The organism is Bradyrhizobium sp. MOS003 (assembly GCF_003020125.1).
In the GTDB taxonomy this organism is placed as follows: domain Bacteria; phylum Pseudomonadota; class Alphaproteobacteria; order Rhizobiales; family Xanthobacteraceae; genus Bradyrhizobium.
Genome location: NZ_PYFW01000007.1, coordinates 36,925 through 58,199 on the forward strand (window position 1 = coordinate 36,925; position 21,275 = coordinate 58,199).

Here is a 21,275-nt window from a genome sequence, read left to right on the forward strand (position 1 = left end):
AGCGTCTTCACTTTTCGGCAAGTCTGCCCATCTTAGGAGCACGTCCCCATGCCGGGGATTTGGGAAACGAACATGAATTTCTCGCTACGCTCCCGCAGTCTCTTCAAGACGATCGCTGTCGTGCTGGCGCTTGCGCTGCCGACCGCCCTGGCGATCTCGTCCGCCGACGCACGTGTCGGCGGCGGCGGCTCGTCGGGCTCGCGCGGCTCGCGCACCTTTTCGGCGCCGCCCTCGACCTCCACGGCGCCGGGCTCGGCCTCGCAGTTCAACCGCACCTACACCCAGCCGGGTGCAGGCATGAACTCGGCTGCTGCCGCGCCCGCGCGCGGTGGTCTGTTTGGCGGTCGCGCCGGCGGCTTCATGGGCGGCCTTGCGGCCGGCTTCCTTGGTGCCGGCCTGCTCGGCATGCTGTTCGGCGGCGGCCTGTTCGGCGGCCTCGGCGGCCTGTCCTCGATCATCGGCCTGATCATCCAGATCGCGCTCGTGGTGCTGGTGGTGCGGCTGGCGATGTCCTGGTGGCAGCGCCGTCACACGCCGCAGGCGGCCTATGCCAATGCCGATGCGGGCGCAGCTCCCGGACCGCAGCCGAACCAGCGCGGCGGACTCGGTGGTGGTCTTGGTGGCTTCGGCTTCGGCGCGAACGCCAACAACGCGCCGCTCGAGATCAAGCCGGACGATTACGAGGCGTTCGAGCGCCTGCTCGGTGATGTCCAGACCGCCTGGTCGAACGAAGACGTGGCCAAGCTGCACACGCTCGCGACGCCGGAGATGGTCTCCTACTTCGAGCAGGACCTCGCCCAGAACCGCGCGCGCAACGTCGTCAACAAGGTGACCGACGTCAAGCTGCTGCAGGGCGACCTCGCGGAAGCCTGGCGCGAAGGCGAGACCGACTACGCCACGGTGGCGCTGCGCTTCGCGCTCACCGACAAGACGCTCGACCGCAACAGCGGCACGGTCGTCGCCGGCAGCGAACAGCCGGGCGAAGTCACCGAAGTCTGGACCTTCGCGCGCCGGCCCGGCAGCGGCTGGGAATTGTCGGCGATCCAGCAGACCAACTGATCGCAAGCAGATTGAAGACAAGGGCGTCGTGCTCCGGCACGGCGCCCTTTTTCGTTGAAGGGTTATCAGCTCTCTCCGCCCGTCATTGCCAGCGTATCGAAGCAATCCAGGGTCTTTTCACTGCGGGATTCTGGATTGTTTCGCTGCGCTCGCAATGACGAGTGTGTGGCTCCGCTGTTCCGTCCCACGCTGACGAAACCTTGGAGCGCGTGCTACATTGGATTCACCATCCAACGCACACGGACTCCTCCCATGAAATACGAGCTCTATTACTGGCCCGAGATCCAGGGCCGCGGCGAATATGTGCGGTTGGCGCTGGAGGAGGCGGGCGCCGCTTACGTCGATGTCGCGCGCGGAGCGCGCGGTACGGCTGCGATGATGAAGATGATGGACGCGCATCAGGGCACGCCGCCCTTTGCGCCGCCGTTCCTGAAAGCGGGCAAGCTCGTCATCGGCCAGACCGCCAACATCCTGCTCTATCTCGGCGCCCGCCATGGGCTCGCGCCGAAGACGGAGGCTGGAAAACTCTGGGTGCACCAGCTGCAGCTCACCATCACCGATTTCGTCGTCGAGATCCACGATACCCATCATCCGCTCGGGCCCTCGCTCTATTACGAGGACCAGAAGCCGCCGGCGAAGAAACGCACGGCGGATTTCTGGAGTGAACGCGTGCCGAAATATCTGGGCTATTTCGAGCAGCTTCTCACCGGGAATGGCGGCGCCTATGTCACCGGCCGGCGGCTCACTTACGTCGATCTCTCGCTGTTCCAGATCGTCGCCGGGCTGCGCTATGCCTTCCCCAAGCGCATGACGGCGTTCGAGACGGACATTCCGGGGCTCGTGGCGCTGCACGACCGCATCGCCGGGCGGCCGAACATCAAGGCGTATCTGGCAAGCGAGCGCCGCATTCCCTTCAACGAGGAGGGCATCTTCCGCCGCTATCGTGAGCTGGATGGCTAGAGCGTTTTCAACTTAGGGAATCTAGCCGGTCCGGAGGGAGGCTGGCGGCAGCCCCCGTTCCGGACCGGCCGCTTCGGGCGAGATCAATCGCCCGAATGCGTCGTGGCCGGGAAGCGTCTGTGAACGCGCCGGTCCAGATCGGTTGTCTGAATCATCGGCGACGGGAGAGAGGTCGTGCTCGTCGGGGCAGGGGGGCTTGCAGAACATCGTCGCGTCTCCCGTTGCGTGGGTGCGGTTCCCTCTAGCGAGGTTCGCTTGCGGCGACGTCAGTCGATCGGAGGAGGAGACGCGATTTCGCCGCCCGCGCGACGTCCCGGCTTCAGACCTTGATCGGCGGTGTGAAGGCCGCCATCAGCCGAACCAGATCCGCCTGTCGTTTGGTCCCGGTCTTGGCGAAGATCCGGGCGAGATGGGTCTTGATCGTGCTTTCGGCGGTGCCCATGCTCCTGGCCACGTCGGGAACCCCGCCGATCTCGACAATGGACAGGAACACGCGCAGCTCGGTCGGCGTCAGCTTGAACAGCTTGCGGATCAGGTCGGGCGCGACGCTCGTATCGAACGCGGCCTTGCTGACGAACAGGACGGCGCAGGCATCGTAGCTGGCTGCGAAGCTTTGCCGGCGCCCGGCGGTCAGCGGCAGGAGATGCGCAACGAAATGCGAGCCGTCGCGGGCCGTCAGATGCAGCGAGATGCTCGCACTCGTCATCGCCCGGTCGCCGAGAGCCGTGCTCGCCAGCGCCTGCCGCAACACACGATCGGCGTTCGGGTCGGACGTCACCAGCCGGCCCCGGACCGAGCGAAGGATTTCGGCTTCCTCCAGAATGTCGCGCGCAGCGGCATTGGCGTGCGTGATATGAGCCTCGGCATCGAGCAGCAGCACGGCTGTTCGCAGGGCGTCGAGCGTGCGGACCGAAATATCCTCCAGCGCGTTCTGCTGCTGCAGCTTCTGTCTGACGATCATGGCCCGTTGCAAATGCGGCGTGAGGTGGGAGATCACCTGGACCATCCTGCGATCGACCGGGCCGCCGGCCTTCATGATCGACAGGCGGGATATTCCCTCGGCAGATTTGTCGAGCAGGATATTGGCGGCGTCCTCGAGGCCCTGCGGCCGCGTCCATTCGTTGTAGAATTGGGTGGTGCGGAATTCGTCGATGTCGACCCAGTCCCTGATGGTCTGGATCTCGCCGACCGGAGCGTGGAGCACGCTGCGCGAGGGATCGAACGGTTCATAGGTTTCGATGTAGGATTGAACAAAGGCGGGCTCGACCCCGACGGCATGCGCGATCACGGCCTCGCCGGCTGCTCCGATCCGCACCAGACCGCCGCTCTGGCCGCCCGCCATGTCGACGATGCGACGCAGCGTCGACGACCATCGGGAATCGTCGAGCGCTGCATCGTAGATGTCCGCCACCAGCGACAGCAGCTTTTCATTCAGTTCCATCGGCCTGTCCCATCGACGCATGCTCGTTCGGCCTCGCAGATGAGCACGCCGGATGCGGAGATTTGATGAGGCGGATCACACTTGAAGATGCGAAATGGCCGCGGAGGAGCAGGCCGGGCGCGGCGAGAAGCACCGACGCCGGCGCCACGTTCGCGTGGAGGCGAACGTTCGCGCGCTCATGGCGGCGACGAGCGTGGTGTCAAGCAGCGGCAGTTTTGCGATCATGCGCAGGCCCCGGAGTGGGCGCGCACGATGTCGATCCCGCTCTCCGGCGACGATTCGGCCGGACGCGAAACGGCCCGATCAACCGGATCGGGCGATTCGTCATCGAGAGGATCGATCAGGCGAGCTGATCGATCCGCGTGCCCTGACCCGGCGGCAGCGGTGCGGGCGGCTGCGGCTTGTAGGTGGGGTCGGCATCCCTGGTCTTGGTCTGATCGTCCTGCTGCTTGGTCGTGTCGTAGCTCGGAACCACAACCGCGATCGGCGGCGGCGCAACGGTGGAAACGTTCATCCGCAAATCCTCACACATGGAAACAAAGCGATCCTGTGCTGCGACGAGCGAAAATTCCTTCAAGCCAATCGTTAAAATGCAAGGGAATCCAGAGGATGAGGGTGGCCCGCGCCACTCTGTCATTCGATGGACGCCCGGTCTCTCCCTGTCATTGCGAGCGTAGCGAAGCAATCCGGAGTCCCTCCGCGGAGACAGTCTGGATTGCTTCGCTGCGCTCGCAATGACGGAGTGTGTGGCCGGTGGCGAGCCCGCCCAAACGCGCGCGCCTACTCGTCCTTGCCGCGCGTGATCGCGATGGACGCGTCCTTCTTGGTGCGGGTGCATTCCATGTTGAGCCGCCGATAGCGCATGCTGATCTTGTCGCCGCGCAGCAGGCCCATCCGCTTCAGGCAGCGTGTCGCGCCCGTCGTGGTGTCGTCCTTGGTCACGGTGAAGACGATCGCCGCCATCGATCCCACCAGCGCAAAGAACTCCGGCTTGGGCTTGCGGTCGCCCTTGGCATAGAGCTCGATGGAATATTTATCGCCGCGGCAAGCTACCGACAGCTCCTTGGCGAGCGGGTGCGTCAGGTAGACGACGTTTGCTGCCCGGAAATTCACCTTGAGGCGATCGACCTGGTTCGCCAGCTCCTTGGCGCTGTCGTCGCAGCGGTCCGCGCGCGCAGGCGAGGCGAGGGTCACAAGTCCGGTGATGGCGGCGGCGACCAGGATCGCGCCGCGGACGTTCAGTTTCAATGTCATGTTGAAAAGCCCCTTAAGCGGCGCATTCAAGCGTCGTCGGGCGCGAAGCGCAAGGGTGGGGACGGGCATTTCCACGTGCTGTGTCAGCACCTTCCCCGAGCCCGAGCCGGCCTGCCCATGCGCGTCGTTCCCTTTCCTTTCCGCTCAAAATGGGCTTAGAACGCTTCTACGCGAGGGCCCGCACGACGGCTCCAAAACCCGAGATTCGACCCATGAACGCTCCGACCGCCTTCCCCGACCAGTCCAAGCCCGTTCCACCCTACAAGCACACCCCGCTGTTTCCGCTCGGCAAGGACGAGACGCCCTACAAGAAGATCACGGCCGAGGGCGTCCGGGTCGAGAAGGTTCTGGGCAAGGACATGCTAGTGGTGTCGCGCGAGGCGCTGCGGGCGTTGTCGGAGGCCGCTTTCGGCGACATCAACCATTACCTGCGCCCCGGCCATCTGAAGCAGCTTCGCGCCATCCTGGAGGACGGCGAGGCCAGCCCGAACGACAAATTCGTCGCGCTGGACTTCTTGAAGAACGCCAACATCGCGGCCGGCGGCGTGCTGCCGATGTGCCAGGACACCGGCACCGCGATCATCATGGGCAAGAAGGGTTGCAACGTCATCACCGACGGTGACGACGAGGCGGCGTTGTCGGAAGGCGCGCGCGATGCGTATCTGCGCCGCAATCTGCGCTACTCGCAGGTCGCGCCGCTCTCGATGTACGAGGAGAAGAACACCGCCAACAACATGCCGGCGCAGTGCGAGATCTATGCCGAGGGTGATGACGCCTACAAGTTCATGTTCATGGCGAAGGGCGGCGGCTCCGCCAACAAGAGCTTCCTGTTCCAGGCGACGCCCTCGGTGCTGACCAAGGACCGGCTGCTCGCCTTCCTGAAGGAGAAGATCCTCACGCTCGGCACCGCGGCGTGCCCGCCTTATCACCTCGCCATCGTGATCGGCGGCACCTCGGCCGAACTCTGCATGAAGACCGTGAAGCTGGCGTCGGCCCGCTATCTCGACGCGCTGCCGACCCACGGCTCGCCCGACGGCAACGCCTTCCGCGACGTCGAGATGGAGCAGGAAATCCACAAGATGACGCAGTCGCTCGGCGTCGGCGCGCAGTTCGGCGGCAAGTATTTCTGCCACGACGTGCGCGTGATCCGCATGCCCAGGCACGGCGCCTCGCTGCCGATCGGGCTTGGCGTGTCGTGCTCGGCCGATCGCCAGGTGCTCGGCAAGATCACCAAGGACGGCGTCTATCTCGAGGAGCTCGAGCACAATCCGGCGCAGTACCTGCCCGAGGTCGAGCAGGCGCTTGGCGGCGAGGTCGTCAAGATCGATCTCAACCAGCCGATGAAGGACATTCTGGCGACGTTCTCGAAGCATCCGATCAAGACGCGCGTTTCGATGACCGGCACCATGATCGTCGCGCGCGACAGCGCCCACGCCAAGCTGCGCGAACGGCTGGAGAAGGGCGAGCCGCTGCCGGATTACTTCAAGAACCATCCGGTCTACTATGCCGGCCCCGCCAAGACGCCCGAAGGCTACGCTTCCGGCGCATTCGGTCCGACCACGGCGGGCCGGATGGATTCCTTCGTCGACCAGTTCCAGGCCGCCGGCGGCTCGATGGTGATGGTGGCCAAGGGCAACCGCGCGCCGGCCGTGCGCGAGGCCTGCAAGAAATATGGCGGCTTCTATCTCGGCTCGATCGGCGGTGCGGCGGCGAACCTCGCCGAGCACTGCATCAAGATGGTCGAGGTGCTCGAATATCCCGAGCTCGGCATGGAAGCGATCTGGCGCATCGAAGTCGTCGACTTCCCGGCCTTCATCATCATCGATGACAAGGGGAATGACTTCTTCAAGGAGTTGAATCTGGGTTGAGGCTGCGTTCCCCGGATGCTGCGCAGCACGAAGTGATGCGCTGCTGATCCGGGGTCCATTTGGCTGCATGGGTCCCGGCTCAGCGGAGCAGCGTTACACGCTGCACCGCGTCCGGGACATGAGATCCTCGTCTCACTCGCTCAACTGCAATTCGTGACCTGGTTCGAGCACAGTCCGCGCCACCAGCCGCGGACGCCGTCTTGGCTCTCGACCAGGCCCCAGAGGCCACTGCAGGCGAGCATTCGCTTCGGGCCGCCGTCGGTGTCGATTGGGCCGCCGAGCTCGCGCTGGGCCGGCATCCATTTGGCATCGACGAAGGGGGCCTGAAACAGGCCGCCCATGCGGGTGGCGCCGTTGGCATAGGCGGCGCCGATCTTGTTGGACGCGACCCAGCCGCGCCCGGCATAGGGTTTGGGCGCGCTGCGCGGATATTTCTTCTCGTCCTCGTAGTCCCTGCCCGGCGGCTTGGCGCCTTCGATCAGGAACCAGCCGTTCCTGAAGGCGATGATGCGGAATTCGGTGAGCCAGCCGCCGTCGGGCGTGTTCTCGGCGCCGCCCAACTTCAAGCGGTAGGGCGGCGGCAGCGTGCCGAGCACGCGCGCCGTCACCGACGGCTCGGCGCGCACGTTGAGGCCGGCAGGGTCCTTGTCGATGGACCAGGCGCCGAGGTCGCAGGGCTCGGTGCCATCGGGCAGCGTCGCCCGCTTGGCCGCAAGCTCGGCGTGCAGCTTTGCGAAATCGGCCGCGTCATCGTCCGGATCGGGCTCCACGCGCGGCTTCAACTCGGCTGAAACGGCGCGTGTCGCATCCGATGTCAGCGTGACCACGAGCGCCTGGCGCGAAGCGAACACGCTGGCCGGTGTTTTCGGATCGTTCGATGCCGCGGGATAGACGGCGAGATAGCCTGTTGAACCCTCGGTTCGATAAGCGGTGCCGGCGACGTATCCTGCCGGCACCAGGGCGAGCGCGCTTGCGCGCCACGCCGGCTCGGTGTCATCCGCGCGCGCCGCTTGTGTCGCGACGCACAGCATCGTCGCCGCGATGAGACGGAGCACACGCATGTTGCTGCGCGGCCTTACGCGCGGGCGCCCGTGAACGGGAAGCTGCCCATCGGGCCGATGCCCATCTCGCCACTGATGCTGTCGCCGGAGACCGTGCCGGCGAATTCGAGCGTGAGCGGCATCGGTTTGTCGATCGAGACCTTCCAAGAGACGTTGTCGCCAGAGACGGTGCCGTCGAAAATTTCGGTGGTATTACCTTCCGCACTCTGCGTGCCCGTGAGCGTGCCGCCCGCGGCCTTGAGGCTCAGGGTCGTCTGGCGCTCGCCCATCGGCGTCGTCGTGGTCAGAGTCCAATTGCCGTCCACGGCCATTCGCGTCTCCCAAAATTCTGGCGGACCGCGACGATCCGCGGTCAGTCCGAGCGAGCCTATAACCCAACTCGCAACTCCTGCCTAACCCTCCGGTAGGGCATTTAAGCGCGGGCGGCGGCGCGACGGCGGCTGGTGACGATGAGGCGCAAAACCACGTATTGCACGGCGAAGGCGAGGATCTTGCCGCCGCCGGCGACCACCGTGAGGTAGAACGCCCACAGCTTCAGATCGCCTGTGGAGGCGACCACGATCACACCGGCGCCGATCACGAACATCAGCGCCGCCCAGGCATAGCCCGCAGCCGTGACATATTCCGGAACGGTCTCCACGACGATTGGCGGCATGTAGCGCAGCATCCAGCCGCGCTTGAGCATGATCAGACCGATCGCGAAATGCGCGATCGCGGGCTTTGCCAGCATGAAGCGGGGATCATTGGTCAAGAGCGTGACCGTGCCCAGCACGACGACGAGCGCGAGGCTCGCGTAAGTCATGTAGTTGAGCTGCTGTCCCTTGATGCGGGCGTAGACCACTTGTGCGAACGCGCCGGCGATCGCCACCGACGTCGCCAGGATGACGTTGTCGGTGACGAGATAGACGACCAGGAAGACGATGGCGGAGAAGAGGTCGGAGGCGAGGCGGGCGAATACGTCCTTCATCGTCAATCCTGTTCAGCTTGCGTCGGGCAATGCGCGGGCGGGCGTACCGTACTTGATCCGGATATATTCGGGGTACCACTTTGTGAAGTAAATCGCGCTGTTGCGGGCGGCGAAGGCGACCGCAAGGCTGGACCACAGCGGCAGGCCGGGGACGTAGAGCAGCACGAGATTGCCGGCCGCCATCAGCAGCGCGGCCACGGTCCAGGCGCCGGTGATGACGTAATTGGCGGTGAGAAAGCCCGGCATCGCCGCGGTCTCGGCCGGCACCGCTTCAAGCGCATATTGCAGCGTGAAAGGACGGCGGACCAGCAGCGAGCCGAACGAGATGACGAAGATGCCGATATCGACCGAGAGCTTGACGCCGAGCGTTCCGAGCTGCGGATCGATCAGCGCGAGGTAGAGGCCGATTGCGGCGAACACGATCGCCGAGCCCGACGCCAGAATCTTCACCGAACGGCCGCGCACCACATCGATTGCGACGGTGGCGAGGCAGATCGCGGAGGCCGCGAACACGCTTGAAGCGGCCGACGTCACCAGCATCAGCAGGCTGAAAGCGCCGTAGGGCGCCAGGATCAGGAAAATCGCCATTGCCACCCTCGGTCAGGCCCATCTTTACGGTGTAAAGATAAATAATTCAGCGGCGTGGTCGGGTCAAGCGAAATCTTTACAGTGTCAAAATGATATACGCGGCATGTAAAAGCTGAATGGCAGCAATGGCTTGTTCGGACGCCTCGTCGACCGGATCCGCCCAGTTCAGGCGCGACAGGAGGGGGAGCGCGCAGGCGATCGCAAGGCCGAGGGCGAGCAGGATGCCGCCGTTGAAGATGATCTCGCCGCTTCGCCGCAGCCGGATCACCTCGAGGGTGAGTGCGGCGCAGACGAGGGCGAGGATGGCGAGGAGGTCTGCGGTGATCGAGGGCATCTGCATGCGGGCCTCCAGGTGACAAATCCCGTGCTGTGGCCGGGCGCGCCACGAGCGCGCCCCGCATGACGGGGCTACTGCGCCCCCACCCAATTGCCGTGAAAGCCGTCGGGCACGCGGTGGCCGAGCTGCACCAGCGCGACGGGACCCGCTTCGACATCGGTGGCGTTGAAGACGGCGAGGTCGCTGCGATTCTCCCACGCCCGCCAGATGACGGCCAACAGCCAGCCATCGCCCTCGGCAGCATCCTTCGATCTCTCGACGAACACCGGTTCGGAAATGGTATCGCCGGCGGGCAGCAGATAATGGCCGAGACGCCTGCCGTTGCCGTCGACATGGACAATGCCGGACAGCGCGCCGAATGTCGGCCGTTTCGGGTTGGCGCAGGCGTACCAGCCGTGACGGTTCCTCAGCCCCGCGTGGCGGTCGTCGATGCGTGGGAATTCGCCGGTGAGGTCGTCGAGATAGGTCTGCTGGAAGCGGTCGGTATTCCCGGAGAGATCGAACGTCCAGCGGCAGTGCCGGGCGCGCGACTTCTCCGGATCAGTCGGCCGGCCGTCGGGATGCGGAAACAGCGGCGCTTCCTCGAACTGCATGACGTCGGCGACGATACGGTTGTCGTCCTCCCACGCGTTCATGATGTGGAAGACGTAGCAGGCTTCACCGCGAAACCAGACGATGTCCTTTGCCGTGCCGCTCCGCTTCATCACGCCGACATAGGCGCCCTTGTCCGGCTCCCAGGCGTAAGGCGGCCGTCCGCTCATGGCGCGCTCCATGCTGCCAGTGATTGGCAGGATCGGAAACAGCACGTGGTTCGCGGTGACGATGAAGTCGTGCACCATGCTGGCATAGGGCGCCTCGAACCGCTCGAAGCGCGTCGCCTTGCCGGCGGCGTCGATCGAGCCGTAGGAGAGGGCAGGCGTCAGCGGTCCCGCCGCGTTGTAGCCGAAGAACACGAGCTCGCCGGTGACGGGGTCGATCTTCGGGTGCGCGGTAAAACTGCCGGCGACGCGGCCCTGGTAGTTGTGATAGCCGCGCGTCGCCAGCGTGCCCGGCTCGATCTCGGTCGGCAGATGCGCTTCTTCCAGCGCCAGCAGCTTGCCGGCATGGAAGATGATGTTGGTGTTGGCGACGCCGCCGTCGGTGAGATCAGCGGGCGCATCCGGCAGCTTGCGGCCGAAACCGCCGAACAGGGCGCGGCCGGCATCGTGCTCGGCGAGCCATTTCGGTGTGCGGACCCAGCGGTTGCGATAGGTGGCGCGGCCGTTCTCGAGATGGAAGGCGTGCAGCATGCCGTCGCCGACGAACCAATGTGCGCCGGGGGAATCGAATTGCGGGTTGGGGCCGTTGCGATAGAGCACGCCGTTCAGCTCGCGCGGCAATTCGCCGATGATCTTCAGGAACGGCGCGTCCGCCTCGAACGGGATAGGCGAGATATTGTTGCGGCGCTCGGTGACGGCGTCGTGCTGCACGGCGTACCTCCCTATCTTTACATCGTAAAGATCAGTTAGCGCCGAACATCGCCTGCGTCAAGCGAAATCTTTACACTGTCAATATTGCGTCATATATCTTGCGAATGGCCAAGATCGACACCAAGAGCGAAACGGCGCGAAGCACGCGTCCCTCCAGAAGAACGAATTCGACTGCGGGGTCGCGCCCAAAGCGCGGCCCGGCGAGCGTGAAGAGCGAGACGCCCTATCATCACGGCGCCCTGCGCGAGGCGCTGCTCCAGGCCGCCGAACGGGTGCTGGAGCGCGACGGGCTCGCCGGCCTCACCTTGCGCGCTGTGGCGCGCGAGGCGGGCGTCTCGCATGCCGCACCGACCCATCATTTCGGCGATCTCACCGGCCTGCTCAGCGAACTCGCGGCCGTCGGCTTCCGCCAGTTCAACACGGCGATGGCGTCATCATGCGATGCCGCCACCACGCCGCTCGAAGCCGCGCTGGCGCGCCCCAAAGCCTATGTCGCCTATGCGCAGGCGCATCCCGGCATGTATGGCATCATGTTCCGCACCGAGCGGCTCGACTATTCCAGGCCCTCGCTGCACGAGGCGGCCGAAGCCTCCTTCGCCGGGCTTGCGAATGCGATCGGCATGATGCGGCAGGAGCGGATCAGCGGCGACGCGCTGACCTTGAACCAGGGCGCCGCGATCGCACGCGCCTGGTCGATGGTGCATGGCTTCACCACGCTGCTGCTCGACGGACGGCTCGAAGACATCCTCGGGCGGCTGCCCGAGGGAACGACGGCCGAAAGGTTGCTCGAGGCGATGCTGACGGTGCCGATGACGGGGAAGCCGCCCGGCCCCTGACCCCGCATGCGCAACTCTTGCCGTGGTGACGCGTTGACGGCGCATGGCAAAAACATCACGCGCGCCCTGGAAACGCTCAAATCCCCGCAAGCGGGCAGGCAAAGCCTCCAAGCACCTCAGTCCCGCGCAGAAATCGGCGGCGAAAGCGCGCGCGCGTCGCGCCGGCCGCCGCTATCCCAACCTCGTGGACAACATGCGTATGGCAGCGAAGAAGACCACCAAGAAGGCCTCGAAGAAAAAGACTTCCAAGTCCAAAGCGTCGAAATCGACGGCAAAGTCGGCGAGAAAAACTGCAAAGAAGGCCCGCAAGCGCACCGCGAAAAAGAAAGCCAAGTCCTCCCGCAAACGCAGCGCGTCCGTGCGCGAAAAGGATCCGCGCGGCGGTCTGACTGCGGCCGGCCGCAAGGCATTTGCGCGCAAGCAGGGCGCCCATTTGCGACCCGGCGTCACCAAGACAGAGGCGGAGATGACGCCGCAGGAGATGCGGCGGAAAGGCAGCTGGGCCGTGCGCTTCTATGGCCGCGCCAAGCTTCCGCCTTTGGTCGATGCCAAGGGCCGGCCGACCCGCCACGCATTGTCGGCGCATGCCTGGGGCGAGCCGGTCCCGAAGACCGTGGCAGCGGCACGGCGCATCGCTGCCAAGGGCGAGCGGCTGCTGGCGCGCTATCGGCGTGCCAAGGCGAAGGCCTAGCGCATCGTCGCAAGGTCGACGGCGCGGCCGCGAGTGCCGATGATCTTCACCTCGTCCTTGCCGCACACGAAGCCGCGGGCGAAATCGTCGGCGGCCTTGCGCGCGAGCTCGTTGGCGGTGGGGTTGGCGACCGCATCGACATAGGCGACGTGGCAGACCGGGCCCGGCGGCAGCCGGGTCACGACCAGCATGGCCTTGGTGTTCGGCCGGCCTCGCTTGTCGGGATCGTCATTGTCGGCGATGTGCCAGCGCTGGATGATCGCGAACGGCTTTGCGCCCATTGCGCGCCATTCGATCGTGGTCTCCGACGAATTGAATGGGCCGAACCAGACCTTGGCCGCCGGTTCCTCGGCAGCTCGCCTGCGATTGCGGCCGACCGAGACGATTTCGCGAAGGTCGTCCTCCGCGATCAGCACCGTCAGGCCTGCCTTGCCCGGGCATGCCCGCGTGGTGCCGCCGTCGAGTTCGCTGGGCCTGCCGATCTGGCGGCAATCCTTCGGCGCCGTCGAGGTGTATGTGCTGCCTACGGATTGGGCGCCGGCGCTGTTCAGGCCGATGCAAATCATCAAGACAGCCAGTCGTAGCGTGATGCGGTTCATCATGAGGACTTCATCGCAGGGAACTCCGTCCCATCAGACGTCTTCATTGTGGGCAAGGTTCAAACAGGCGTGGGATTGACCTGACAGCGGCGCGGAATCGTTCTAGAAGAGCGGCTTCGCCTGAGGCCTCCCGCCTCGTTTGCGTTTCTCATTACCCTTGATCATGCCAGCCATCGCTTCCAGCAAATCCTACCGGGTCGGCCGCTCCAAGACCGGACTTGGCCTGTTCGCCACCATGCCGATCAAGAAGGGGACCCGGATCATCCGCTATTTCGGACCGATTCTGGACTCCAAGATTCCCGCGCACGACGAGATCGAGAACAAATATTTGTTCGAGCTCAACGGCCGCTGGACCATCGACGGCTCAGTGCGCAAGAACCTCGCCCGCTACATCAACCATTCCTGCCGGCCCAACGCCGAGTCCGACGTTCGGCCGCGCGAGCGCAAGGTCTTCATCCGCGCCATCAGGAACATCGAGCCGGGCGACGAGATCAACTACGACTACGGCACCGACTATTTCAAAGCCTACCTGAAGCCGATCGGCTGCAAGTGCGAGTCTTGCGAGAAGAAGCGCAAGAAGCTGCGCGCCGAGGCACGGGCGGAAGCCGCCAAGGTGAAGGCGCGCGCCGCCAAGAAGGTGGCCCCGAAGAGCACGGCGAAAAAGAAGAAACTTAACGGCAAGCGTTTCGCCGGCAAGGCCGGTCGGGCCAAGGCGTAGCGCTTCTTTCGTGGTCTGACATCGTCAGCATCGTCGCGAATGAGCTGATGCGGGTCCCTTTCGCGCCCTGCTCAGTCCTCATCTTGCCACCTGCGTAGATCCGTCTGGTCATGATAGGCCATTCGGTCCGGCGTGGTGATGAATTCCATCGTCGTGCCCCAGGGCATGCGGCAGTAGCAGACCTTGTTTCCAGGACCTTTCTCGGTTGCATAGGGAATTGCGCGCGGCGCGGTGAGGGGCGTGCCTCCCGCCTTCGCGAAGCGCTCGACCGATGCGTCGATGTCGTCGGTGTAGAGCGCGAAGTGCGTGATGCCGAAGTCGCTCGCCCGGATCGGCTCGGCTTGCTCGGGACCGTGCATTTCGAAGAGCTCGATATCGGGTCCGGTTCCGATCTTGACCATCGCCTGCGCGCGCACGACCGTTCCGGGAAAAGCGCCGACGGCCCGCTCGAATTCGGCTCCCTGCCGCGGCGGATCCTGCGGTCCGAAGGACTGGTAGATCACTTGGCCGCCGAAAGCTTCCACCAGGAACGATTTTGCTGCTTCGATGTCGGGCACCGTGATGCCGATATGATTGACACCGCGAATGACGGGTGCGGTCATGACAGTCTCCTTTGTTTTATTCGATCCGCCCGGCCCAGGACGGCGCGGGCGCTGAGTTTCAATTGGCCTTGAGGAACTCGATCAGGGCGGCTGCGACTTCATCCGGTCGCTCGTCCGCGACATAGTGGCTGCACCGCGCGATCGAGCCGCCCCTCACATGGGTGGCGAACTCCTTGAGCATTGGCACCATCTGCGCACCGAACCGCTGGTCCCCACCCAGGCCAAGCACCGGTATGTCGAGCGGTTGCGTCTTGTACGCGAGCGCTGTCGCATGATCGGCGGCGAGTGTGCGGTACCATTCCATGCCGCCACGCGTGCGGCCAGGAAGCGCCATCGCTCTGGCGTAGATCTCGATGTCCGCCGGATTGAAGGTGCTGTGATCGTAGAACCGCTCTGCCATGAAGGTCGAAACATAGTCGTATTCACGGCCATGAATCAGGCGCTCGGGCAGGTCCCGGTTCATATGGAAGCTGAAGTGCCAGAGCCTTGCGGTCGTCGCCTCCCATCCGGTCCAGCCGGGAAGCGGAACGTCGAGGACGGCCAGGTGGGTAACGGCCTCCCGATGGATGGCGGCCTGCGGCAAGGCAACCATTCCGCCGATGTCATGTCCGCACACGGCGTAGCGTTCGTGCCCAAGGGCAACCATCACTTCATGCGCGTCGCGCGCCATCGTCGCCTTGTCATAGCCGCCGAGGGGGCAGTCGGAAAAGCCCGCGCCGCGCAGATCCATGGCGACCACGCTGAAATGCTCGGCGAGCCGCGGCATCACATGATGCCATTCCCACCATGTTTCCGGCCAGCCATGTAGGAGAAGAATCGGCGGGCCTGAGCCTCCCGTGACGGCGTTGATCTTGATGCCATTCGCCGGCATGAGCTGCTGGGTAAACCCCTTCAAAGTCGCGATCATCATCGCTTTCCAGTCGGATGTTGACGTTCACAGAGTTCGTGGCCAGCGCTCACGGCTGGTCGAAATCGGTGGCGATCGTGATGTCGCGCCAGGCGTCGATATCGCTGCGGAAGGCAGCCAGCTTTCGCTCGGCGATCGCGTGCGCGATCGGGCCGAGCGGCAGATGAAGCGGGGCGTCATCGGCGTCGACTGCCTGCAGGATCACCGCGACCGCCTTGTCGGGATCGCCGGCCTGATTGCCGTTGTTGGTTTCGCGATAGTGCTTTCGCGAGCTCGCGGCGTATTCCGGCATCCCGTTGGCCGCCATCGTGATCGAACGGCCGAGGAAATCGGTACGAAACGGCCCGGGCTCGACGATCAGCACGCGAATGCCGAACGGCTCCAGCTCGCCTGCGAGCGCTTCGGAAATCCCCTCCACGGCAAACTTGGCGGCATTGTAATAACCTCCTCCGCCGCCGCCTGCGATGCCCGCGCCGGACGACATGTTGACGATCGTTCCGCCGGAACGTCGCAGGACGGGCAGGGAGGCTCTGGTGGTTTCGATCAGGCCGAAGACGTTCACCTCGAACATCGGCCGGTATTCCTCGGGCGTGCCTTCCTCGATCGCGCCGAACAGTCCGTAGCCGGCATTGTTCACGAGCACGTCAAACCCGCCGAAGATCTCGACCGCCTTTGCGACCGCTGCCTTGGCCGCCGCCGCATCGGTCACGTCGAGTGGCAAAGTGATCATCCGGCCGCCGAAAGGCTTAGCCATTTCCTCGATCGTCTTGACATTGCGGGCCGTCGCGATGACCCGATCTCCGCGCTGTGCCGCGGCCAGCGCGAGCCGCTGGCCGAAGCCGCTTGAGCAGCCTGTGATGAGCCAGGTTTTCATGACTTCTTCTCCGAGTTGTTTTCCGACGACGCCACGCCGTCGCGAACCGTCGAGCTTTCCTTGGGGCCCACACTCAGGGTCCCCTCACGGGTCGGGGGAAGCCACAGAAGGACGCACCAGACGATGGCGGGGATCTAGGTGCTTAGATTTGTTCTTGAACTGACATAAATGTACTCTCCGCGTTCAGTTTTGTGCGGATGGTCTCGATGGAATGGAGTGACGTCAGAATCTTTCTTGCTATTGCGCGATCCGGCACGCTCGGCGGCGCCGCGCGTTCTCTTCAGACAAGCCATCCGACCGTTGGCAGGCGCCTTCGCGCACTTGAGCAGGCAATCGGTCACACGCTCTTCCAGCGCACAGTGGACGGTCTTGTTCTGACCGACGAGGGCCACGGGGTCATCGCGCTGGCCGAGCAAATGGAAGAAGGCGCGCTAGCCATGGAGCGCCGGCTTGCGGGGCAGGAACAGAATCTCAGAGGCAGTCTGCGCATTTCGTCAACGGACTGGTTCGGGGCCTATGTCCTCCCTCCTATCCTGGCGGATTTCTCGAAAGCCTATCCGAACGTCGACGTCGAGATCCTGACCGGCACGCGCCGATTCAGCCTTGCCCAGCGGGAGGCTGAAGTCGCTTTTCGTGCCGTTCCGTTCGACACTGCCGATGTCATTCAGCGGCGGCTCTTCAGGCTCGACTACGGCGTCTACATCGCGGAGGAGGCGGCTGATCCCAAATATGGCGATGGGACTGGTTTCCGGCTGATCACGCCATCCACGCCCCACTTTCCCGACAGCGCGTGGCTCATCGAGAGTTTCCCCAACGCAAAACCGGTCCTGCGATCGAACAACCGCAACGTCCAGGGGCGCATGTGCAGGCAAGGCGTCGGCATCGCTGTCCTGCCCCGCGTGGTCGGCAGCCAGATCCCTGGTATTCGCAGACTGGACCTGCCGACCCTGCCGCCAGCGCGAGACATCTGGATGGGATACCACCGAGACCTACGGCGTCTTGAGCGTCTCCGCGCGTTCATCTCGACGGTATCCGACCATCTCGTGGACGCCGCCACATAGCACGAAAAGAAGAAGTGATGTGACGTCTGCAACTGGCTCCATCGGCGAAGTGGCGGCACCTCTTACAAGGTCCGCTCACTGAGGAATAACAGACGAGATTTGCTCAGGTTGAGTTCTTCGCGTTGTGACCCATTGCAGATGTCGCAATGAATTGGCACCATCATGCAATAATGAATACATCGCTTCCCGACCTGCGCACATGGGCCGTCTGTTGGATCGTTTGCTGCGCGGCTTGCACAGGCGCAGTTGCGGCCACAGCTCCCTGCGTGCCAGAGGCCTTCCGGGCCATCACATTCGAGCACGTCCCGACCGATATCGATGCCCCGGTCATCGTAGAAGCGACCATCCAGGACACTGCGGTCCTAAGAGACAACGGAGTACGCCGGTTAGTCGTTATGAACGCGCGGATCGATCGCGTGATCAAGGGCGATGTCGATGTCAGGACCTTGAAGATTGTTGTCGAAGCCGAAAGATGCACCCGCGCCGACGTCGGCCAAGGCATCGTCCTCGGAAAGCTGCAAGACGATCCTCTGCACGGCGCGGTGTTGGAAGCAGTTTCAAGACGCGAAGATGCTTGCATGGTCCAAAGAATTTGCGCAGAAGCAACGGCACCTTCTGAACAGCGCAATTTGCTTGAAGAATGAGTTCGGCTTTAGGGAGTGCCGCCTTACCGGTGCCGGACCGGGCTCGACCAAACGATAGTATCGGAATAGTTCTGCTGTTGGCCCGAACGCGAAGTCTGGCAGCGTCCCGGGTGGTCGGCTCATAGGGGTAGACTAGACGCAGCCGGCCGGCACTCCGAAGGGCGGTTATGACCCCTAGCGGACTCGAGCAGCTTGGAATAAAATCAAGTCACCACATCCGGCGGGAGCACAACGATGTCGCCCTTGAAGCTGATGACTGGTTTCGTTTCATTCATTGTTTTCTTCGCATCACCAACGGCGCATGCACAATCGCCAGCGTATGCCCGCGTTCTGCCCGACGATTTGAAGTGGACGCCATTACCCTCGATGCCAAAAGGGGCACAGATTGCGGTGCTACATGGCAGTCCCGGGAAGCCCGGCCTTTTTACGATCCGGGTCAAATTGCCAGCGAATTTTAAGCTCCCCGTGCATTCTCATCCAGATGAACGTGTGCGCACAATCATTGCCGGTACTTACTATTCAGCCATTGGTGACAAGGTCGATAATTCTGCGTTGATGGCGTTTCCCGCTGGTACCTTCTCTCATGTGCCGCCAAAGGTTTGGCAGTTTGCGGAAACGAGGGGAGAAGAGGTCGTGTTTCAGATTACAGGCGTGGGACCAACCGGTATTGACTATCTCAACCCTTCTGAAGACCCGCGAAAACCCCAGTAGGACGCGCGGCTATTTTTGGTTTTGGCCCTTCAGCGACCTCGGGAGACGTCAGCTTTCCCGCCGTTGTTAGAGGCTGGGCGGACATCAGGCGGCCAGCTATTAATAAGCCCATAGCCTAAAGCGGACGCGGCATCCGGATGTTGGGCGCCGTCTCCTGCCGGCTCTGACTGGCGCGGCGCGAGGCGTCGGGCAAAACACCCGAAACCCGTCAATCCCTCCCGACATAAATATATCGCTTTTCCGAATTTCGGATTTGTGGCATATGTGCGCCATCCCGGCCCTGCCAGAGGGGCGCTTCGCGATCGTCACGAGATGCGGGCCGGGGTGCGGTGGACGCGGTAGCGCCGACGCGATTGCGTGGGGACAGGGACGGGTGACCGTTGAGTCCCGGCGCGATGCGCATACGACACGGCGCGGTCACAGCGGTTTGGTCGATGGTCGGGGGTGCGCACACCAAGCCCCGGGCGCTGAGGCCACGCCGTCCGCGGACGGAGAAGTCGTGTGGTCCCGACGCCCGGGGTTCTGGCGTCAAGTCTTGCGGTGATGCGGCGGCCCGACCGGGTCCTCACATCGATCAACCGCAAGGGGACGGGGGCAATAGTGCAACGCTCCCCGAGGAGAGCACGAAGGACACCGTTAAAACCATCCGCGCAGGGAAGGCCGGGCGACCGGCATCACCTGTAGTCCACCCCGTGTGCATGTCCTTGTACACGGACTCGGGTGCCGCCGGCGCCCGGCCTTCCCTGCGCCCTTTGGCAATCCATGGGCGCAAGACGGCAGCAAAGCTCGGGCGAAATCCGCCGCGAGAACGCGAGGATATGTCTGCAATGACGATTGTGGAAAGAGGTGTGTCGAAAAGCCACGATCTCGTGCCCCGGACGCAGTGCAGCGCGCACGTGCGCGATTCGCTGCAGAGCCGGGGCCCATGTATCGGTGTGGCATGCGGTCGCTGGGTACCGGCTCTGCGCAGCAGCGCAAGAGCGCTGCAGCGCGTCCGGGACACGAGATCGTCAGGCTGTGACGACACGCTCGCTCTTGCGCAAACCCACATATTGCAGCTCGGCGAACACGCCGGTGGCGATCGCTTCCGCCACGATCATCAACTCACCGGCGAGGTTCGGCGACACCGCGCCCGACAACAGCAGCGCGATGCTGCCGACCGTCCAGGCCGCATTGCCGACCACGACCAGCAACACCAGCGGCTTTGCCACCGAAGCGCGCGAGGCGAGCCAGCCGACCAGCGCGGCATAGGCGATCAGGAACAGGCCGGTCTCGCGCAGCAGCGCCTCCGGCAGATTGAACAGGGTCGCGAACGCGCTTGCGCCAAACGTGAAGCCGAGCGCGGCGACGCCGCTGAAGACGGCGTCGGCGAGCAGGGCGCGGCGGAGGAAGGTGGATGCGGCGATCATTTGAGGTCTCCATGGTCAGGTGGGCTCGGGGTGAAACTCAGTGCCGTCCGCGCCACCAGGCGCGGAGCAGGCGGGCGAGGCGGAACGGGCAGAGGCTTCTGCCGACGCCGTGCTCGAAGGCCGTGACCCGCGCGACCACATAGTCGCCGGTCGAATGCAGCAGCGGCTCCGGCATATCGAGGCTGCGCGCCAGCATCCGCGTGGTCAGGGTGACGGCGAAGGGAACGACGTGGTCGGCGACAGCGCGGTAGATCACGAGAGCAATCATGGCGAACTCCTGTTGCCACGGAGGATGCCGCCGTGCCGGGTCGGTTTCGATTACCTCGGGGGTAATGGAAGCTCTGAAATCCGCATGCTAGGTTTTTGCTCATGAACGCACATGCATCCACGGCACAGGCCGACCGCAGCCAGCCGGTCCACATCGGCGACCATTTGCGCGAATGGCGGCAGCGCCGCCGTATGAGCCAGCTCGATCTCGCGGGCGAGGCCGAAATCTCGGCGCGTCATCTCAGCTTCGTCGAGACCGGCCGTGCCGCGCCCTCGCGCGACATGGTGCTGCGGCTCGCCGAGCGTCTCGACGTGCCCTTGCGCGAACGCAACGTGCTGCTGGTCGCGGCCGGCTACGCGCCGGCGTTTCCGCAGCGCCAGCTGGAGGATCCCGCGTTGAAATCAGCCCGCCAGGCGATCGACCTCGTTCTCAGAGCGCACGAGCCCAATCCCGCGCTCGCGGTGGACCGGCACTGGAACCTGGTCTCGGCCAACCGCATGGTGGCACCGCTGCTCGACGGCATTCCGCAGCATCTGCTCGGCCAGCCCCTCAACGTGCTCAAGCTCGCCTTTCATCCGGAGGCGCTGGCGCCGCGCACGGTCAATCTCGCGGAGTGGTGCGGGCATCTTCTGGAGCGTCTGCACCGGCAATGCGAGGTGACGGCCGATCCTGAGCTGATCAAGCTCTACACCGACCTCAAGACCTATCCGATTCCGGCGCGCGCGGGGCCGCTGTCGAGCGACAACGTCGCGATCCCCTTCAAGCTGCGCCACGGCGGTGAAATCCTGAGCTTCTTCTCCACCACCATGGTGTTCGGCACGCCCGTCGACATCACCCTGTCGGAGCTGGCGCTGGAAACCTTCTTCCCGGCCGATGAGCGCACCGCCGAGCGGCTCAGGCAGATGGCAGCAGCCATGACTTAGCGCCCCTTGGCGCCCTTGCCTCGGAGCG

Annotated in this window: 25 protein-coding genes; 10 read left to right on the forward strand and 15 right to left on the reverse strand. The window is 64.2% G+C overall.

Annotation, left to right across the window (positions count from 1 at the left end; genetic code table 11):
* Positions 1–48 precede the first annotated feature (48 nt).
* Together C7G42_RS25945 and C7G42_RS25950 are read left to right on the forward strand one after the other, a co-directional pair.
* A complete protein-coding gene (locus C7G42_RS25945) occupies positions 49–1,059 on the forward strand; it encodes a Tim44 domain-containing protein (protein WP_106951783.1) in 1,011 nt (336 codons plus the stop codon).
* A 252-nt stretch (positions 1,060–1,311) separates the two neighbouring features.
* Complete coding sequence (locus C7G42_RS25950) at positions 1,312–2,019, forward strand: glutathione S-transferase (RefSeq protein WP_106951784.1); 708 nt, start codon at positions 1,312–1,314, stop codon at positions 2,017–2,019.
* Between the two features lie 319 nt (positions 2,020–2,338).
* On the opposite strand, the gene C7G42_RS25955 is transcribed toward C7G42_RS25950, so the two are convergent.
* The 3 genes from C7G42_RS25955 to C7G42_RS25965 form a co-directional block, all read right to left on the reverse strand.
* Entirely contained in the window at positions 2,339–3,460 is a 1,122-nt protein-coding gene (locus tag C7G42_RS25955; RefSeq protein WP_106951785.1) for a helix-turn-helix transcriptional regulator, read from the reverse strand.
* A 340-nt stretch (positions 3,461–3,800) separates the two neighbouring features.
* Entirely contained in the window at positions 3,801–3,974 is a 174-nt protein-coding gene (locus C7G42_RS35460) for a hypothetical protein (RefSeq protein WP_162848669.1), read from the reverse strand.
* A gap of 266 nt (positions 3,975–4,240) precedes the next feature.
* The gene (locus C7G42_RS25965; RefSeq protein WP_106951787.1) at positions 4,241–4,714 is read right to left on the reverse strand and encodes a hypothetical protein; all 474 of its coding nucleotides are present in this window, start codon (positions 4,712–4,714) and stop codon (positions 4,241–4,243) included.
* A 212-nt stretch (positions 4,715–4,926) separates the two neighbouring features.
* On the opposite strand from C7G42_RS25965, the gene C7G42_RS25970 reads away from it, so the two are divergent.
* Complete coding sequence (locus C7G42_RS25970; RefSeq protein ID WP_106951788.1) at positions 4,927–6,582, forward strand: fumarate hydratase; 1,656 nt, start codon at positions 4,927–4,929, stop codon at positions 6,580–6,582.
* A gap of 140 nt (positions 6,583–6,722) precedes the next feature.
* On the opposite strand, the gene C7G42_RS25975 is transcribed toward C7G42_RS25970, so the two are convergent.
* The 6 genes from C7G42_RS25975 to C7G42_RS26000 form a co-directional block, all read right to left on the reverse strand.
* Complete coding sequence (locus tag C7G42_RS25975) at positions 6,723–7,643, reverse strand: hypothetical protein (RefSeq protein ID WP_106951789.1); 921 nt, start codon at positions 7,641–7,643, stop codon at positions 6,723–6,725.
* Between the two features lie 14 nt (positions 7,644–7,657).
* Positions 7,658–7,954 (reverse strand): hypothetical protein, encoded by a 297-nt coding sequence (locus C7G42_RS25980; RefSeq protein WP_106951790.1) that lies wholly within the window; start codon positions 7,952–7,954, stop codon positions 7,658–7,660.
* A 101-nt stretch (positions 7,955–8,055) separates the two neighbouring features.
* Entirely contained in the window at positions 8,056–8,610 is a 555-nt protein-coding gene (locus C7G42_RS25985; RefSeq protein WP_106951791.1) for an inner membrane-spanning protein YciB, read from the reverse strand.
* A 12-nt stretch (positions 8,611–8,622) separates the two neighbouring features.
* Positions 8,623–9,198: a hypothetical protein gene (locus C7G42_RS25990; RefSeq protein ID WP_106951792.1), complete on the reverse strand. Its 576-nt coding sequence runs from the start codon at positions 9,196–9,198 to the stop codon at positions 8,623–8,625.
* 76 nt (positions 9,199–9,274) lie between these two features.
* Positions 9,275–9,538 (reverse strand): hypothetical protein, encoded by a 264-nt coding sequence (locus tag C7G42_RS25995; RefSeq protein ID WP_106951793.1) that lies wholly within the window; start codon positions 9,536–9,538, stop codon positions 9,275–9,277.
* 68 nt (positions 9,539–9,606) lie between these two features.
* The gene (locus C7G42_RS26000) at positions 9,607–11,004 is read right to left on the reverse strand and encodes a carotenoid oxygenase family protein (RefSeq protein WP_106951794.1); all 1,398 of its coding nucleotides are present in this window, start codon (positions 11,002–11,004) and stop codon (positions 9,607–9,609) included.
* 104 nt (positions 11,005–11,108) lie between these two features.
* Here C7G42_RS26000 and C7G42_RS26005 point away from each other — a divergent pair, with 104 nt between their 5' ends.
* Both C7G42_RS26005 and C7G42_RS26010 read left to right on the forward strand, forming a co-directional pair.
* A complete protein-coding gene (locus C7G42_RS26005; protein ID WP_106951795.1) occupies positions 11,109–11,840 on the forward strand; it encodes a TetR/AcrR family transcriptional regulator in 732 nt (243 codons plus the stop codon).
* Positions 11,841–12,039: 199 nt separating this feature from the next.
* Complete coding sequence (locus tag C7G42_RS26010) at positions 12,040–12,531, forward strand: DUF6321 domain-containing protein (protein ID WP_245427955.1); 492 nt, start codon at positions 12,040–12,042, stop codon at positions 12,529–12,531.
* On the opposite strand, the gene C7G42_RS26015 is transcribed toward C7G42_RS26010, so the two are convergent.
* Positions 12,528–13,130, reverse strand: a complete 603-nt coding sequence (locus tag C7G42_RS26015) for a hypothetical protein (RefSeq protein ID WP_199581171.1) — start codon at positions 13,128–13,130, stop codon at positions 12,528–12,530. The two genes, C7G42_RS26010 and C7G42_RS26015, sit on opposite strands and share 4 nt — an antisense overlap.
* 163 nt (positions 13,131–13,293) lie before the next feature.
* Here C7G42_RS26015 and C7G42_RS26020 point away from each other — a divergent pair, with 163 nt between their 5' ends.
* Entirely contained in the window at positions 13,294–13,848 is a 555-nt protein-coding gene (locus tag C7G42_RS26020) for an SET domain-containing protein (RefSeq protein WP_106952020.1), read from the forward strand.
* Between the two features lie 71 nt (positions 13,849–13,919).
* Here the strand turns inward: C7G42_RS26020 and C7G42_RS26025 are convergent, their stop codons facing one another.
* The 3 genes from C7G42_RS26025 to C7G42_RS26035 are packed head-to-tail and all read right to left on the reverse strand — an operon-like array spanning position 13,920 to position 16,231.
* Positions 13,920–14,450 (reverse strand): VOC family protein, encoded by a 531-nt coding sequence (locus C7G42_RS26025; RefSeq protein WP_106951798.1) that lies wholly within the window; start codon positions 14,448–14,450, stop codon positions 13,920–13,922.
* Between the two features lie 58 nt (positions 14,451–14,508).
* On the reverse strand, positions 14,509–15,357 hold the full coding sequence (locus tag C7G42_RS26030) for an alpha/beta fold hydrolase (protein ID WP_106952021.1): 849 nt from the start codon (positions 15,355–15,357) through the stop codon (positions 14,509–14,511).
* Between the two features lie 49 nt (positions 15,358–15,406).
* The gene (locus tag C7G42_RS26035; protein WP_106951799.1) at positions 15,407–16,231 is read right to left on the reverse strand and encodes an oxidoreductase; all 825 of its coding nucleotides are present in this window, start codon (positions 16,229–16,231) and stop codon (positions 15,407–15,409) included.
* Positions 16,232–16,437: 206 nt separating this feature from the next.
* On the opposite strand from C7G42_RS26035, the gene C7G42_RS26040 reads away from it, so the two are divergent.
* The 3 genes from C7G42_RS26040 (at position 16,438) to C7G42_RS34875 (ending at position 18,647) form a co-directional block, all read left to right on the forward strand.
* Positions 16,438–17,292, forward strand: a complete 855-nt coding sequence (locus C7G42_RS26040; protein WP_106952022.1) for a LysR family transcriptional regulator — start codon at positions 16,438–16,440, stop codon at positions 17,290–17,292.
* A gap of 416 nt (positions 17,293–17,708) precedes the next feature.
* Positions 17,709–17,936 (forward strand): hypothetical protein, encoded by a 228-nt coding sequence (locus tag C7G42_RS34870; RefSeq protein WP_158537637.1) that lies wholly within the window; start codon positions 17,709–17,711, stop codon positions 17,934–17,936.
* A 234-nt stretch (positions 17,937–18,170) separates the two neighbouring features.
* Positions 18,171–18,647, forward strand: coding sequence for a cupin domain-containing protein (locus C7G42_RS34875; protein ID WP_147250288.1), 477 nt, complete (start codon positions 18,171–18,173; stop codon positions 18,645–18,647).
* Positions 18,648–19,657: 1,010 nt separating this feature from the next.
* Here C7G42_RS34875 and C7G42_RS26045 read toward each other — a convergent pair.
* Positions 19,658–20,056 (reverse strand): hypothetical protein, encoded by a 399-nt coding sequence (locus tag C7G42_RS26045; protein ID WP_106951800.1) that lies wholly within the window; start codon positions 20,054–20,056, stop codon positions 19,658–19,660.
* Between the two features lie 37 nt (positions 20,057–20,093).
* The gene (locus tag C7G42_RS26050; RefSeq protein ID WP_106951801.1) at positions 20,094–20,324 is read right to left on the reverse strand and encodes a hypothetical protein; all 231 of its coding nucleotides are present in this window, start codon (positions 20,322–20,324) and stop codon (positions 20,094–20,096) included.
* Positions 20,325–20,425: 101 nt separating this feature from the next.
* On the opposite strand from C7G42_RS26050, the gene C7G42_RS26055 reads away from it, so the two are divergent.
* Entirely contained in the window at positions 20,426–21,247 is an 822-nt protein-coding gene (locus C7G42_RS26055) for a helix-turn-helix domain-containing protein (RefSeq protein ID WP_106951802.1), read from the forward strand.
* The last annotated feature ends 28 nt before the right edge of the window (positions 21,248–21,275 follow it).

What these genes read in the sequence shown, in the direction of transcription:
- C7G42_RS25945 (WP_106951783.1), top strand. Translation starts at nt 49, where the DNA reads ATGCCGGGGATTTGGGAAACGAACATGAATTTCTCGCTACGCTCCCGC.
- C7G42_RS25950 (WP_106951784.1), top strand. Translation starts at nt 1,312, where the DNA reads ATGAAATACGAGCTCTATTACTGGCCCGAGATCCAGGGCCGCGGCGAA.
- C7G42_RS25955 (WP_106951785.1), bottom strand. Translation starts at nt 3,460, where the DNA reads ATGGAACTGAATGAAAAGCTGCTGTCGCTGGTGGCGGACATCTACGAT.
- C7G42_RS35460 (WP_162848669.1), bottom strand. Translation starts at nt 3,974, where the DNA reads ATGAACGTTTCCACCGTTGCGCCGCCGCCGATCGCGGTTGTGGTTCCG.
- C7G42_RS25965 (WP_106951787.1), bottom strand. Translation starts at nt 4,714, where the DNA reads ATGACATTGAAACTGAACGTCCGCGGCGCGATCCTGGTCGCCGCCGCC.
- C7G42_RS25970 (WP_106951788.1), top strand. Translation starts at nt 4,927, where the DNA reads ATGAACGCTCCGACCGCCTTCCCCGACCAGTCCAAGCCCGTTCCACCC.
- C7G42_RS25975 (WP_106951789.1), bottom strand. Translation starts at nt 7,643, where the DNA reads ATGCGTGTGCTCCGTCTCATCGCGGCGACGATGCTGTGCGTCGCGACA.
- C7G42_RS25980 (WP_106951790.1), bottom strand. Translation starts at nt 7,954, where the DNA reads ATGGCCGTGGACGGCAATTGGACTCTGACCACGACGACGCCGATGGGC.
- C7G42_RS25985 (WP_106951791.1), bottom strand. Translation starts at nt 8,610, where the DNA reads ATGAAGGACGTATTCGCCCGCCTCGCCTCCGACCTCTTCTCCGCCATC.
- C7G42_RS25990 (WP_106951792.1), bottom strand. Translation starts at nt 9,198, where the DNA reads ATGGCGATTTTCCTGATCCTGGCGCCCTACGGCGCTTTCAGCCTGCTG.
- C7G42_RS25995 (WP_106951793.1), bottom strand. Translation starts at nt 9,538, where the DNA reads ATGCAGATGCCCTCGATCACCGCAGACCTCCTCGCCATCCTCGCCCTC.
- C7G42_RS26005 (WP_106951795.1), top strand. Translation starts at nt 11,109, where the DNA reads ATGGCCAAGATCGACACCAAGAGCGAAACGGCGCGAAGCACGCGTCCC.
- C7G42_RS26010 (WP_245427955.1), top strand. Translation starts at nt 12,040, where the DNA reads ATGGCAGCGAAGAAGACCACCAAGAAGGCCTCGAAGAAAAAGACTTCC.
- C7G42_RS26015 (WP_199581171.1), bottom strand. Translation starts at nt 13,130, where the DNA reads ATGAACCGCATCACGCTACGACTGGCTGTCTTGATGATTTGCATCGGC.
- C7G42_RS26020 (WP_106952020.1), top strand. Translation starts at nt 13,294, where the DNA reads ATGCCAGCCATCGCTTCCAGCAAATCCTACCGGGTCGGCCGCTCCAAG.
- C7G42_RS26025 (WP_106951798.1), bottom strand. Translation starts at nt 14,450, where the DNA reads ATGACCGCACCCGTCATTCGCGGTGTCAATCATATCGGCATCACGGTG.
- C7G42_RS26030 (WP_106952021.1), bottom strand. Translation starts at nt 15,357, where the DNA reads ATGATCGCGACTTTGAAGGGGTTTACCCAGCAGCTCATGCCGGCGAAT.
- C7G42_RS26035 (WP_106951799.1), bottom strand. Translation starts at nt 16,231, where the DNA reads ATGAAAACCTGGCTCATCACAGGCTGCTCAAGCGGCTTCGGCCAGCGG.
- C7G42_RS26040 (WP_106952022.1), top strand. Translation starts at nt 16,438, where the DNA reads ATGGAATGGAGTGACGTCAGAATCTTTCTTGCTATTGCGCGATCCGGC.
- C7G42_RS34875 (WP_147250288.1), top strand. Translation starts at nt 18,171, where the DNA reads ATGTCGCCCTTGAAGCTGATGACTGGTTTCGTTTCATTCATTGTTTTC.
- C7G42_RS26045 (WP_106951800.1), bottom strand. Translation starts at nt 20,056, where the DNA reads ATGATCGCCGCATCCACCTTCCTCCGCCGCGCCCTGCTCGCCGACGCC.
- C7G42_RS26050 (WP_106951801.1), bottom strand. Translation starts at nt 20,324, where the DNA reads ATGATTGCTCTCGTGATCTACCGCGCTGTCGCCGACCACGTCGTTCCC.
- C7G42_RS26055 (WP_106951802.1), top strand. Translation starts at nt 20,426, where the DNA reads ATGAACGCACATGCATCCACGGCACAGGCCGACCGCAGCCAGCCGGTC.